The organism is Cupriavidus malaysiensis (assembly GCF_001854325.1).
Taxonomy (GTDB): Bacteria; Pseudomonadota; Gammaproteobacteria; order Burkholderiales; family Burkholderiaceae; genus Cupriavidus; species Cupriavidus malaysiensis.
The window spans coordinates 595,101-608,797 of record NZ_CP017755.1 but is presented as its reverse complement, the minus strand read 5'-3'; the positions used below and the strand labels follow the sequence as shown (position 1 = coordinate 608,797).

8 protein-coding genes and 1 pseudogene are annotated in these 13,697 nt (G+C 71.9%); all 9 read right to left on the bottom strand.

Annotated features, from left to right (window positions below):
- Positions 1–37 precede the first annotated feature (37 nt).
- The 9 genes and pseudogenes from BKK80_RS22605 to BKK80_RS22560 all read right to left on the bottom strand — a co-directional run bounded on the left by BKK80_RS22605 (position 38) and on the right by BKK80_RS22560 (position 13,351).
- A complete protein-coding gene (locus BKK80_RS22605; RefSeq protein ID WP_084545706.1) occupies positions 38–964 on the bottom strand; it encodes an ABC transporter permease subunit in 927 nt (308 codons plus the stop codon).
- A 2-nt stretch (positions 965–966) separates the two neighbouring features.
- On the bottom strand, positions 967–1,935 hold the full coding sequence (locus BKK80_RS22600) for an ABC transporter permease (RefSeq protein ID WP_071016883.1): 969 nt from the start codon (positions 1,933–1,935) through the stop codon (positions 967–969).
- Positions 1,932–3,569, bottom strand: coding sequence for an ABC transporter substrate-binding protein (locus tag BKK80_RS22595; protein ID WP_071071389.1), 1,638 nt, complete (start codon positions 3,567–3,569; stop codon positions 1,932–1,934). The genes BKK80_RS22600 and BKK80_RS22595 overlap by 4 nt, the downstream gene beginning before the upstream one ends.
- Positions 3,570–3,718: 149 nt before the next feature.
- Positions 3,719–5,557: pseudogene (locus BKK80_RS38020) on the bottom strand (ABC transporter ATP-binding protein).
- Between the two features lie 55 nt (positions 5,558–5,612).
- Positions 5,613–6,533: an ABC transporter permease gene (locus BKK80_RS22580; RefSeq protein WP_083384266.1), complete on the bottom strand. Its 921-nt coding sequence runs from the start codon at positions 6,531–6,533 to the stop codon at positions 5,613–5,615.
- A gap of 71 nt (positions 6,534–6,604) precedes the next feature.
- On the bottom strand, positions 6,605–7,657 hold the full coding sequence (locus BKK80_RS22575; protein WP_084545705.1) for an ABC transporter permease: 1,053 nt from the start codon (positions 7,655–7,657) through the stop codon (positions 6,605–6,607).
- A 7-nt stretch (positions 7,658–7,664) separates the two neighbouring features.
- Positions 7,665–9,305: an ABC transporter substrate-binding protein gene (locus BKK80_RS22570; RefSeq protein WP_084545704.1), complete on the bottom strand. Its 1,641-nt coding sequence runs from the start codon at positions 9,303–9,305 to the stop codon at positions 7,665–7,667.
- Positions 9,306–9,431: 126 nt separating this feature from the next.
- Positions 9,432–11,186 carry a hydantoinase B/oxoprolinase family protein gene (locus BKK80_RS22565; RefSeq protein ID WP_083384269.1) on the bottom strand — a complete coding sequence of 585 codons (1,755 nt, stop codon included), beginning with the start codon at positions 11,184–11,186 and terminating at the stop codon, positions 9,432–9,434.
- Positions 11,183–13,351: a hydantoinase/oxoprolinase family protein gene (locus BKK80_RS22560; protein ID WP_071071384.1), complete on the bottom strand. Its 2,169-nt coding sequence runs from the start codon at positions 13,349–13,351 to the stop codon at positions 11,183–11,185. Before BKK80_RS22560 ends, BKK80_RS22565 begins: the two co-directional genes overlap by 4 nt.
- Between the last annotated feature and the right edge of the window lie 346 nt (positions 13,352–13,697).

Here is a 13,697-nt window from a genome sequence, read left to right as displayed (position 1 = left end):
GCCGGCGTTTCGCGTTGTCATGGAGGCCGGGCCCGGCTCAGTCGCGCGGATCCAGCGCATCGCGCAGGCCGTTGCCCAGCCAGTTGAATGACAGCGCCAGCACCACGATCACCAGTGCCGGCGCGGTCGCCACGTGCGGCGCGCCCAGCACCATCACCTGCACGCCTTCGGCCGCCATACGGCCCCAGTCGGCCTGCGGCGGCTGCGTGCCGAGGCCGAGGAAGCTGAGCCCGGCCTGGAACACGATCATGCCGCCCACCAGCGTGGTGCCGTAGACCACGGCACCGCTGGCCACATTGGGCAGCAGCTCGCGCAGCAGCACGGCGGCGGCGCCGGCGCCGCCGGCGCGGGCCGCTTCCAGGTACTCCTTGTCGCGCTCGGCCCGTACCGCGGCATAGACCACGCGCGTCAGGTAGGGCGTGGCCGCCGCGACCACCGTCAGCGCCACCGCCCAGGTGCCGGGCCCGAGCGCGGTGGCCAGGCCGATGGCCAGCAGCACCATGGGGAAGGCGAACAGGATGTCGATGACCCGCATGATCAGCGCCGACCAGGGATTGCGGTAGTAGCCCGCCAGCAGGCCCAGGGCCAGGCTCAGCAGCACCGCCAGCACCACCGGCGGCAGGCTGCCGAGCAGTGCGCGGCGGCCGCCCCACAGCAGGCGGCTGGCGATGTCGCGCCCCTGCGCGTCCAGCCCGAGCAGGTGGTGCGCCGTGCCGGGCGGCGCCAGCCGCTGCAGCGGATCGGCGGCGTCCGGATCGAAGGGCGCCAGCCAGGGCGCGAGCAGCGTGGCCGCCAGCACCAGCAGGATCAGCGCGAGCCCGGCCAGCGCCAGCCGGTTGCCGGCGAAGCGCCGCCACGCCGGGCGCGGAGCACCGCCGGCGGCGTCCGGCGCCGGTGTGGGTGCCGATGTTGGTGCCGATGTTGGTGCCGGTGTCGGCGCCGATGTGAACCCGGTCGACGGCATGTTCACGGCTGCCCCTGTGCGACGCCCCCGCGCAGGCGCGGATTGAGCAGGTCGAGCGCGATGTCGGTGGCCAGGTTGACGGCGATGAAGCACGCCGTCACCAGCATCACGCCGGCCTGGATCATCGGATAGTCCTTGCCGGCGGCGGCGTTGTAGAGCTGGGTGCCGATGCCCGGCCAGTTGAAGACGTTCTCGACGAAGATCACGCCGGACAGCAGGTAGCCGATCTGCAGCCCGGTGACATTGAGCACCGGCGGCAGCAGGTTGCGGCCCAGGTGGCGCCCCAGCAGCACGCGCCGCGGCAGCCCCTGGGCGCGGAAAGTGCGCAGGTAGTCGGAGCCGAGGATCTCGATGACCTGCGCGCGCACCAGCTGCGCCAGCACCAGCATGGAGATCAGCGCGGCCGACAGCGCCGGCAGCACCAGGTGGTGCAGCAGGTCGGGCCAGTCCTGCTCGCCGCGCATGTCGTACATGCCCGAGACCGGGAACCACTGCAGCTTGACGCCGAACACCCAGATCAGCAGCAGTCCCGACCAGAACACCGGGAAGTTGTGCCCGACCTGGATCAGCAGCATGGCGGCGCCGTCCAGCCAGGTGCCGCGCCGCAGGCCGCTGGCCACCCCCACCGCCACGCCCCCGGCCAGGCACAGCAGCACCGCCGCCCCGGCCAGCACCAGCGTGTTGGCGAAGCTGCGCCCCAGCACCTCGAACACCGGCGTGCGCAGCACCAGCGAAGTGCCCCAGTCGCCGGCGGCCAGGTGCTGCAGCCAGAGGCCGTACTGCACCCAGACCGGGCGGTCGAGCCCGTACTCGCGCCGGATGGCGTCGAGCGAATCCTGCGTCAGCGTGCCGCCCAGCGCATTGGTGATGGGATCGCCGCCGCCGGCATGGGCAGCCAGGAACACCAGCACCGAGACCACCAGGAAGATGGGCAGGGCCTGCAGCAGGCGCAGCACGATGGCGCGGCTCATTTCTGCAGCGAGACCCGGGTCAGGTCGTAGAAGTTCTGCGCCGGCACGTTGAAGCCCTGCACCTTGGGGCTGCTGGCGAAGTGGTTGCGGAAAGTCACCAGCGGCACGAACAGGGCCTCGCGCTGCGCCAGCCCGTTGGCCTGCTTCCAGGCCGCCAGCGCCGCGCCTTCGCTGGTCTGCGCGGTGGCCTTGGCGATCGCCTGCGCCACCGCCGGGTCGACCACCTTCTCGCCGCCGCCGCGCGTGACCACGTAGCCGTCGTAGGCCAGCTTCAACCAGTAGGGCGTGACGAAGCCCCACTCCATGGTGAACAGGCCGGTCTCCGGCGCCAGGTTGGCCAGCTTGCTGGTGTAGGTGAGCCACTCCTGCGAGACCACGTCGACCTTGATACCGACCTTGGCGAGATCGCGCTGGATCCATTCGATCGACGGCTGGTTGGCCACGTCGGTGATGATGGTGAAGTGGACCTCGCCGTCCTTGTAGCCGGCCTGCTGCAGCAGCTTGCGCGCGCGCACCGGATCGTAGGGATAGTCGCGCTGGGCCGGATCGTAGGCGCTGTTGCCGATGTTGTAGAGGCTGTAGGCGGCCTGCGCGCGGCCCTTGAAGATGGTGCGCGCCAATCCCTCGCGGTCGATCGCCAGCAGCACCGCCTGCCGCACCGCGAGCTTGCTGGTGTAGGGATTGCGGTAGTTCCAGCTCAGGAACAGTTCGCCGGCGGTGGTGCTGTCGTGTACGGTGTAGCCACTCTTCTCCAGGCCGTCGGCGGCATCGGCCGGCACGCGCGTGAGGATATCGATCTCGCCCGAGCGCAGCGCCGCCAGGCGGGTCGCGTCGTCCTGGATGGGACGGAAGATGATGCGGTCGAGCAGCGGACGCGGGCCCCAATACTGCTCGTTGCGCACCAGCACGGTCTTCTCGCCGTGCACGCGCTCGACGAACTTGTAGGGTCCGGTGCCGGTCGGGTGCAGCGCCAGCCCGTCCTGGCCGTACTTCTTCAGCGCCTCCGGGCTGAAGATGCCGGAAACGTAGTTGCCTTGCGGCAGCAGCCGCGGGAAATCGGTGAACGGTCCCTTGAAGACGAACTGTACGGTGTAGTCGTCGACGACCTTCAGCTCCTGCAGGTTGCCGTAGACCGGCTTCATGGTCGCCGCCGCGCGCACGTCGTAGTACTCGAAGGCGGGATCGGTGAAACGGCGCACGTTGAAGCGCACCGCCTGGGCATTGAAATCGGTGCCATCATGGAACTTGACGCCGCGGCGCAACTGGAAGGTGAAGGTGCGCGCATCGGGGCTGGCCTGCCAGGCGGTGGCCAGCGCCGGCACCAGCGGCGGCGGTCCCGCCTTGGCCGGATGGGACAGGTCCTCGGCCAGCAGCGACTCGTAGATGTGCTTGTCGACGCGGTAGGTCTCCCAAGAATACTGCCGGTTCGGGTCGTAGACGGTGGGCTCCTGGTACTGGCCCACCACCAGCGTGCCGCCACTCTTCGGCTTGGCCTGCGCCATCGCCGTGCCACCGGCCACCACACCCCACGCCAGCAAGCCGGCCCCCGCCAGCGCCGACAGGCGCAGGCCCGTGCGCCGGCCGCGCTGCGCGCGCAGGCCCCGCGCGATGCGCGACAACAACCCAACCGCCATGATCCTCGACTCCTTTGCAATAACGTGGGGAAAAGTCTAAGCAGACAAGCCTGCCATCCCAACGAAGGATTCCGGATTTGCTCATGCCGGCGCGCACCGGCCTGCAGCCAGCGGCCGGCGGCTATGGATCGGCGGCTGTGGACCGGCGGCTATGGACCGGCGGCATCGGGCGCGGCGGCGATCAGCGCGCGCGTATAGGGATGCGACGGCGCCTGCCAGAACTCCGGCTGCGCGCCGCCGTCGACGATGCGCCCGGCCTGCATCACCATCACCCGGTCGGCCAGGTAGCGCACCACCGCCAGGTCGTGCGAGATGAACAGGTAGGCCAGGCCGAACTCTGCCTTCAACTCGACCAGCAGGTTGAGGATCTGCGCCTGGATCGACACGTCGAGAGCCGACACCGGTTCGTCGCAGACCACCAGCGCCGGGCGCAGCAGCAGCGCGCGGGCGATGCCGATGCGCTGGCGCTGCCCGCCGGAAAACTCATGCGGGTAGCGCGCCAGCGCGCCGGCCGGCAGGCCGACCCGGTCGAGCATGGCCAGCACGGCCTGCCGGCGCAGGCGCGCATCGCGCTCACCGTGCACGCGCAGCAGGGTGTCGAGCGCGTCGCCGACGGTGCGGCGCGGATTCAGCGAGGCCTGCGCATCCTGGAAGATCATCTGCATGCGCGGGCGCAGCGCGCGCAGCGCCGCGGGTGCCAGCGTGCCCAGCTCGGCGCCGTCCAGCCGCACCTGCCCGGCGCTGGCCGGCAGCAGCTGCAGGATGGCCTTGCCGAGCGTGGACTTGCCGCAGCCCGATTCGCCGACCAGCCCGAGCGTTTCGCCGGCCGCGAGCGTGAAGGACACGCCGCGCACGGCATGGATGGATTCGCCGCGGCGAATGTGGTGCACGTGCAGGTCCTGCACCGAGAGCAAGGAAGACATAGAGGCAGGTCAGGCCAGCGCAGTGGAGAGGGATGTGCCAGCCGGTACAGGTACAGGTACAGGCGCGGGCGCGGGCGCCGACGCTGCCGCCGCGCGCAGGACCGGCACGCAGGCCACCAGGCGGGCATCGGCCGCGCCGCCCGGCAGCGGCCGCGGCTCGGGCGGACTCGCGCCGCAGCCGGTCTCCGCCTGGGCACAGCGTGGCGCGAACGGACAGCCGCTGGCCTGCGCGGCCGAGGAAACGCTGCCGGGGATCTCGTCGAGCGGGCCGTCGCGGTAGAAGCGCTGCTGCGCCAGGCGCAGCGAGGCGCGCAGCAGGCCGCGCGTATAGGGGTGGGCGGGCGCGGCGAACAGCGCCTGCGCCCCGCCCTCCTCCATCTTGCGTCCGGCGTACATCACCACCACGCGGTCGGCCCACTGTGCCACCAGGCCGAGATCGTGCGTGATCAGCAGCAGCGCCATCGACAGCTCGCGGCGCAGCCGGTCGAGCAGGCCGAGGATCTCCGCCTGGATGGTGACGTCGAGCGCGGTAGTGGGCTCGTCGGCGATCAGCAGGCGCGGCCCGCAGGCGATCGCCATGGCGATCATCGCGCGTTGGCGCTGCCCGCCCGAGAGCTGGTGCGGATAGGCATCGTGCTGGCGCGCCGGCTCGGGCAGGCGCACCAGGTCGAGCAGCTCCACCGCGCGGGCACGCGCCGCGCGGCGTGACAGGCGCTGGTGGCAATGCAGCACCTCGGCGATCTGCGCGCCGATGGTCTGCACCGGATTGAGCGCGCTCATCGGCTCCTGGAACACCATGCCGATGTCGCGCCCGCGCAGCGCGCGCAGTGCCGCCGGCGGCAGCCCGAGCAGCTCGCGGCCGTCGAGCCGCACGCTGCCGGCGGCAATGTGTCCGGGCCGGGGCAGCAATTGCATCAGCGCCAGTGCCGTGGCCGACTTGCCGCAGCCGGACTCGCCGACCAGGGCCAGTGTCTGCCCGGCCTCGACGGCGAAGTTCAGCGCATGCACCACCGGCTGCGCACCGAAAGCGATGCGCAGGCCTTCGACTTCCAGCAGCGCGCTCATCGCTGGCTCCGGAGTGGGCGGCGGCGGGCGCCGCCATGGGGGTCGATGGTGTGGTTCATGCTTGGCGCAGGCGCGGATTGAGGGCGTCGTTGAGGGCATCGCCGACCAGGTTGAGCGACAGCACGGCGACGATGATGGCGCCGCCCGGCAAGGCGGTCAGGTACCAGGCGCTGCGCAGCACCTCGCGTCCGGCGCCGATCATGCTGCCCCAGCTCACCACGTTCGGATCGCCCATGCCGAGGAAGGACAGCGCCGACTCGATCAGGATGGCGCTGGCCACCATCACCGAGATGGTGACGATCACCGGCGGCAGCGCATTGGGCAGGATCTCGGCGAAGATGATGCGGCGGCTGCGATAGCCCAGGCTGCGCGCGGCCAGCACGAAGTCGGCCTCGCGCAGCGTACGGAACTCGGCGCGCACCAGGCGCGCCACCGTGGGCCATGAGGCCAGCCCGATCGCCAGCGCGATGGTGCTCACCGAGGGCCCGGCGATGGCCACGATGACGATCACCAGCAGGAAGCCGGGCACCGTCTGCACCAGTTCGACCAGGCGTGTCAGCAGCGCGTCGGCGAGGCCGCCGAAGTAGCCCGCCAGCGCGCCCACCACGGTGCCGATGACCAGGCTGAGCGCGGCCGCGGCCAGGCCGACCAGCAGCGACACGCGCGCGCCGTGCACGATGCCGGCCAGCACGTCGCGCCCGAGCGAGTCGGTGCCGAGCGGATAGGCCGGATCGGCGCCCGGCCACAGGAAGGGCTGCGCCACCATGTCGAGCGGATCGCCGGGGAACAGGTGCCCGGCCAGCAGCGCGAGCAGGCCCAGCGCCAGCAGCACCAGCAGGCCGGCGACGCCGGCCGGGTTGCGCAGGAAGATGCGCAGCGCGCCGCTGCGCGCGGCCGCGGCGGGCAACGGCGCCGGGGCGGTGCCGGCCACCGCGATGGTGGCCGCGCCGGCGGGAACAGGAATCGGTTTCGCCATCGGGTCTTGCTCCTTGCGGTGACGGGGATGGAGATGGGGATGGTGGCGATGCAGGGGCGCGGCGGCGCGCCTCACGCCGCCTTGATGCGCGGATCGAGCCAGGCCTGCAGCAGGTCGACCAGCACATTGGCCAGCACCACCAGGAAGGACGACAGCAGCAGCACGCCGAGCAGCACAGGGAAATCGCGCGCCAGCACCGCCTCCAGCGCCAGGCGGCCGAGGCCGGGCCAGCTGAACACGGTCTCCACCACCACCGTGCCGCCCAGCAGCGCGCCGAAGTGCATGCCGGCCAAGGTGGTGATCGGCAGCAGCGCGTTGCGCAGCACGTGGCGCAGCGTCACGCGCCACGGATGCAGGCCCTTGGCCTGCGCCGTGCGCACGAAGTCCAGCCGCTGCACCTCCAGCATGGCCGCACGCGTCAGGCGCGCGTAGATGGCGATATAGAAGGAGGCCATGGCCAGCGCCGGCAGCAGCAGGTGGCGCGCCACGTCGGCGGCGTGCGCCAGCCCGCCCAGGCCGGCGCCGATGGTGGCGGTGCCCTCGCTCGGCAGCCAGCCCAGCCGCACCGAGAACAGCACGATGGCCATCAGGCCGATCCAGAAGCCCGGCACCGAGTACAGCAGCAGCGCGGACAGGGACAGCAGGCGATCGGTCCAGCCGCCCGCGCGCGCCGCCATCACGGTGCCGGCGGCCACGCCGAGCGCGAGCGCCAAGGTCAGCGCGGCGCCGGTCAGCAGCAGCGTATTGGGCAGGCGGGCCAGGATCATGTCCGCCACCGGCATGTTGTAGCGCGGCGAGAAGCCCAGGTCGAGATGTGCCAGCCCCCACAGGTAGCCCAGCAGGCGGTGCAGCAAGGGCTGGTCCAGGCCGAAACGCGCGCGCAGCAGGGCCATGGTGGCCTCGGTGGCCGAACCGGACTCGCCGGCCAGCACGTCGGCGGCGTCGCCCGGGGCGAGCTGCAGCAGCAGGAAGTTGAACACCACCACCAGCAGTGCGGTCGGCAGCGCGCGCCACAGCACCCGCCGCAGCACCGCGGCGACGCGGCGCGCCGGGGTGGCGGGCGCGGTGACAGGCGCGGCAGGCGCGCCGGGCGCGGCGGTCGGCGATTGCGCTTCGCTAGGCATGGCCGCCCTACTTGTCCAGGTAGACGTCGGCCAGGTTGGACTCGACGCCGTCCGCGGTCAGCGAGTGGTCGTGCACGCGCTTGTTGGCGATGGTGATGAACTGCGGCGAGACCAGGTTCAGGTCAGGCACCTCGCGTCCGACGATCTGCTGGAACTGGCGGAACAGCGTCACGCGCCGCGCCGGCTCGTTCTCCACGGCAGCCTCTTCCAGCAGCTTGTCCACCTCCGCATTGGCATAGTGCGTGCCATTCGAGAAGGGCACGCCCTTCTTGAAGTTCTTCGACCAGTACAGGCGCTGCACGCCGACCGTGGGGTCGAACAGGTTGCTGGCGCCGTTGACGGTGAAGTCGAAGTCGCGGTCGGTGTAGATGCGCTTGACGAAGGCCGGCAGGTCCTGCGAGCGGATCGCCACCTCGATGCCCACGCGCCCCAGCGCCGAGCGCAGATAGTCCGCCAGGCGCTTGCCGTCCTCGCCGATCGGGTTGTAGTCGAGCGTCACGCGGAAGCGCGGCGCCGAACCCTGGCGTGCATAGCCGGCCTCGTCGAGCAGGCGGTTGGCGGCCTGGATGTCGAAGGGGTAAGGCGTCGGCGCGCCGTCGTGGAAGGCCGACAGGCCCGGCGCGATGGGCGAGGCGGTGCGGGTGCCGTAGCCGTAGTAGACGGTCTTCAGCACCACGTCGCGGTTGACCGCCTGCGCCACCGCCTGGCGCACCTTGAGGTTCTTGAAGTAGGGATTGTCGAGGTTGAACTCCAGCCGCGTCACGTTGAACGAGTAGCTGTTGCCCTTGGTCTCGAAGACCAGGCCCGGCACCGTCTTCAGGCGCGCCAGGTCCGACAGCGGCACCGGCGTGCGGTAGCCGAGGTCGACCGCGCCGGTCTCGAAGGCGATGGCGCGTGCGGCCGGGTCGGGAATGAACTTGACCACGAGGCGGTCGACGTAGGGCTTGGGCTTGTCCCAGTAGTCGGGGTTGCGCTCGTAGACGATGTGGCTGCCGCGCACCCACTCCTTGAAGCGATAGGGCCCGGTGCCTACCGGCGCGCCGTTGTACGGGTTGGAGACCGGGTCGGCGTGCTCGTAGAGGTGCTTGGGCACGATCGGCGACTCGGTCGCGGCGAGCGCCTTGATCAGGTAGGGCGCGGGCCTGGACAGCACGATCACCGCGGTGTACGGATCGGGCGTGCGCACCTCGGTGACGTTGGCGAAGGTGCTGCTGCCGCGCGGGTGCACCTTCTTCAGCAACTGGATGGAGAAGGCGACGTCGGCCGCCGTGAAGTCCTTGCCGTCGTGCCACTTGACGCCGCGGCGCAACTGGAAGGTGTACTGCTTGCCGTCCGCGCTGACCTGCCAGGCGGTGGCAAGCTGCGGGCGCGGCGTCAGGTCGTAGCCGTAGGCCAGCAGGCCCTCGGTCACCTTGGCGCTGACGCTCAGCGCCGGCGTGGCCACGTTGGCCAGCGACACCAAGGTCGGTGGCTCGTAGTTCAGCAGCAGCGTCAAGGTGCCGCCGCGCACCGGCTGGGCGGAGGGCGCGCCGGGCACGGCGGCGGTGGTAGCAGCGGTGGCGGCGCTGGCCGCGACGGCGAAGCTGCCGGCGATCAGCGGCAGGAGGGTGCGGCGCAGCGCGCGCGCGGGCAGGAAAACTCGGGTCATCGGCAAGAGTTCAGCGTGGGACCATGCGTGGAATCACGCTTGGGGCCAGCAAGGCTGGCTGGGTGAGTCGGATCGGCGCGGCCGCGGAACACGCGGCCGCTGCATCGGTTTGCGTGGGAGCGTGGGTCAGGCGCCTCCCTGCGGCACGGCCTCAGCGCCGCTGGCACTACCAGGCGCGCCGTAGCGGGCGTGCGCCGCGGCCGCGCTGACCAGGCCGTTGCGCACGTCTGCGGCCAGGCGTGCCGGCTCGCGCCGGGCCGGCGCGCCGATGCCGCCGCCGCCCGGCGTCTGCACCACCAGGCGCTCGCCGGCCGGCACCACCTGGCGGCCCTTGCCGCGCAGCGGCGTGCCCGAGGCCAGCGCCACCGTGCCGGGCGCGCCGGCCTCGCCGCCATCGGCGCCGCGCGCCGGGTACAGCAGGCGGTCCCAGGCGGCGGCCAGCACCATCGGCTCGCCGTCGCCGTGCGCCACCTCGATGACCTGGCCCAGGCCGCCGCGCCACTGCCCGGCGCCGCCCGAGTCGGGGCGGTACTCCTTGCGCCAGAACACCAGCGGGCTTACGGTTTCCAGCACCTCCACCGAGACATTGCGCACGCCGCTCGGGAACGAGGTGGTCGACAGGCCGTCCTTGCCGGGGCGCGCGCCGGTGCCGCCGGTGGAGAAGCTGGTGATGGCGAAGGGCCGGCTGCGCATCAGCGCGCCGGCGGCGTCACCGGCCAGCGGCTGGCCGCCGGAGAGCTGCAGGTTCCACAAGCTGGAAGCGCCCTCGGCGGGCACCGCCTCGGCACGGGCCTGGCGCAGGCAGCCGAACACCACGTCGGGCAACATCTGGCCGACGATATGGCGCGCGGTCACGGCGGCGGGAAAGGGCGCGTTGAGGATCGAGCCCTCCGGCGCCAGCACCTGCACCGGCGCCAGCGAGCCGGCGTTGTTGGGAATGTCGGCGCCGATCAGGCAGCGCACGCCGAAGGAGGTATAGGCATCGGTATAGGCCTTGGGCACATTGATGCCGCGTGCCACCATCGGCGACGAGCCGGCGAAATCGACGCGGATACCCTCGCCGGAGATGGTCAGGCGCGCGCGCAGGGTCAGCGGCGACTCGTAGCCGTCGATGGTCATGCTGGTTTCCCAGCTGCCCTGCGGCCAGGCGGCGATGGCCTCGCGCATGGCCTGGGCCGAGCGCGCGATGATGTACTCGCCGGCCGGCTGCAGCGAGGCCAGGCCGAACTCGTCGAACAAGGCCAGCAGGCGCCGCGCGCCGATCTCGTTGCAGGCCACCAGCGCGTGCAGGTCGCCCACCACCTGCACCGGCTCGCGCACATTGGCGCGCACGATATCGAACACCGCCCGGTTCGGCTCGCCCGCCTCGAACAGCTTCAGGATCGGCAGGAACAGGCCCTCGTGGTACACCTGCGTGCCGTCCGGGCCCGCGCCGATGCCGCCGATGTCCACCACGTGCAGCGTCGAGGCGAACAGCGCGACCACCTCGCCCTGGCGCAGCACCGGCGTCACCATGGTCATGTCGAACAGGTGCCCGGTGCCCTTCCACGGGTCGTTGGTCAGGTAGACGTCGCCGGCGCGCATCTGCGCGGTGGGAAAAGCCAGCAGGAAATGCCTGACCGACTCGGCCATGGAGTTGACGTGGCCGGGCGTGCCGGTGACGGCCTGGGCGACCATGCGCCCGTCGGGCAGGAACACGCCGGCCGAAAGGTCGCCGGCTTCGCGCGTGGAGGTGCCGAAGGCGGTGCGGATCAGGGTCTGCGCCTGTTCCTCGACCACCGACAGCAGCCGGTTCCACACCAGCTGGTGGCGCAGCGTGTCGCGCGCGCCGCCCTCGCCGGGACCGGGCCGGGAGGCGAATGCGGGCAGGGGGGCGTTCATTGCAGCACCTCCGCGCCAGCCGTTGCCTCGGCCACGGCGGCCGCCGCCTGCGCCGCTTCCACGGCGTCCAGCACGAGGTGGCCATCGCCGTCCAGCACGAAGCGGAAGCCCGCCGGCACCACCGTGGTGGTCTCGTCCTCGACCACCAGGGCCGGGCCGTCCACTGCCACCCCCGGGGGCAGCACGGTACGCTCGTACACCGGTATCCCGCGCGCCGCGCCGCTGCCGGCCTCGACCACCACGCGCACGCCCTGGGCGACGGCATGGCGCGCCGGCGTGCCGGCCGCGGCAGCAGTCCCGGCGGCATCCAGCCGCGGCGCCGCCGTGCTGACGTTGACCGACCAGCTGATCACCTCGACCGGATTGCCGGGCAGCGTGCGCGCATACAGCGCGGCGTAGGCCGCCTCGAAGGCGGCGGCCAGCACCTGGGCATCGGCGCTGCCGAGCGCGCCGGCCGGCACCTCCACCGGAATCTCGTGGCCCTGCCCCGCATAGCGCATATAAGCCAGGCGTTGCACTGCCAGCGCCTGGCCCGGCGCCGCCTGCGCCACGATGGCGCGCGCGCTGCCGGCGAGCTGTTCGAGCACCGCATTGGCGGCGTCCGCGTCGAAGGCATCGAGGCGCTGGTAGAAGCTGCGCACCGCCTGGTAGGCGATCGGCGCCCACAGGAAGCCCAGCGCCGAGCCGACCCCGGCCGACTGCGGCACCACCACGCGGCGGATGCCGAGGCGCCGCGCCAGCGCCGCCGCGTGCAGCGGGGCGGCGCCGCCGAAGGCGACCAGCGTATAGTCCTCCACCGTCTTGCCCAGCTCGCTGGCATGCACGCGCGCGGCATTGGCCATGTTCTCGGTGACGATCTCGGCCACCGCCAGCGCCGCATACTCCGGCGCCGCCTCCAGCGCCGGCGCGATGCGCGCCTGCAGCGCGCGGCGCGCCAGCTCCGGCTGCAGGGCCACCTTGCCGGCGGCGAAGCGGGCCGGATCGAGCACGCCGAGCACGGCGTTGGCGTCGGTCACGGTCGGCTCGGCGCCGCCCAGGCCATAGCTGGCCGGGCCGGGATCCGAGCCGGCGCTGTCCGGGCCCACCTGCACCCGGCCGAGCGCATCGATGCGCGCCACCGAACCGCCCCCCGCGCCGATCTCCACCATCTCGATGACGGGGATGCGGATCGGCAGGCCGGAGCCTTTCAGGTGCCGGTGCACGCGGCCGAATTCGAAGCTGCGCGTGATCTGCGGCTGGTAGTCGTCGATGAAGCAGATCTTGGCGGTGGTGCCGCCCATGTCGAAGGACAGCGCGCGCGCGATACCGGACTGCTCGGCCACGCGGCGCGACAGCACCGCGCCGCCGGCGGGGCCGGACTCGACCAGGCGCACCGGCTGGGCGATGCCCGCCTCGATATTGGTGATGGCGCCGCCCGAGGTCATCAGGAACAGCGGACTGCGCAGGCCCAGCGCGGCCACGCGCGCGCGCAGCCGCTCCAGGTAGCCGGCCACCTGCGGCTGCACATAGGCGTTGGCGCAGGTGGTGGAAAGACGCTCGTACTCGCGGATCTCCGGGCACACCTCGGAAGACAGCGACACCCACAGCCGCGGCGCCAGCTCGCCCAGGATGGCGCGGATGCGCTGCTCGTGGATGGGATTGGCGTAGCCGTGCAGCAGCGTCACCGCCACGCTCTCGACCTGCGCCTCGAGCAGCTGCGGCACCAGCGCCGCCACCGCCGCCTCGTCCAGCGGCAGCAGGGTGCGCCCCTTGCCGTCGATGCGCTCGGGCACGCCGAAGCGCAGGTAGCGCGGCACCAGCGGCGCGGGCTTGTCGAGAAAGATGTCGTACTGGGCGAAACGGTCCTCCCATCCGATCTCGACCAGGTCGCGGAAGCCCTCGGTGGTGATCAGCGCGGTGCGGGCGCCCTTGCGCTCGATCAGCGCATTGGTGGCAAGGGTGGTGCCGAGGATGAACAGATCGACCTGGGCCAGCGTCAGGCCGGCGCTGGCGAGCAGCTCCTGCACCCCCTGGATGACGCCGTTCTCGGGCGCCTCGGGCGTGGTCAGCACCTTGCTGGTGTAGCGGCGCGCGCCGGCCAGCAGCACGGTATCGGTGAAAGTGCCGCCGACGTCGACGGCCAGCCGGATGCCGGCGCCGTCCGGCAGGGAATCTTGTGCGTGCATGTCGCAGAGTGTGATGGGAAGGATGGGCCTGCGCGCGGGCACGGCGGGGCCGCGCACTCGACCGGGACCGCGACAGCGGAAAGCGCCGGCGCCCCGGCGAGACCGCACGGAGGCACGCGACGCGCCTTGCAGAGGGGAACGACGAGACGGCGGCGCCCTGCCGGCGGACACGGTGGCGAGCCGCCGCGCCGCGCAGGAAGCCGGGCCAGCTTAGACGCGCGGCCGGCCTCGGCGGAACGAAGCATTCCGTGCTTGCTTATGCGCCGCCACAGGTGATGGATATGCGTATTGCTTCGTTCGGGATGCCGCCCGGCGGCACAGCCGAGGCGCACGGGGATGCCGGCGC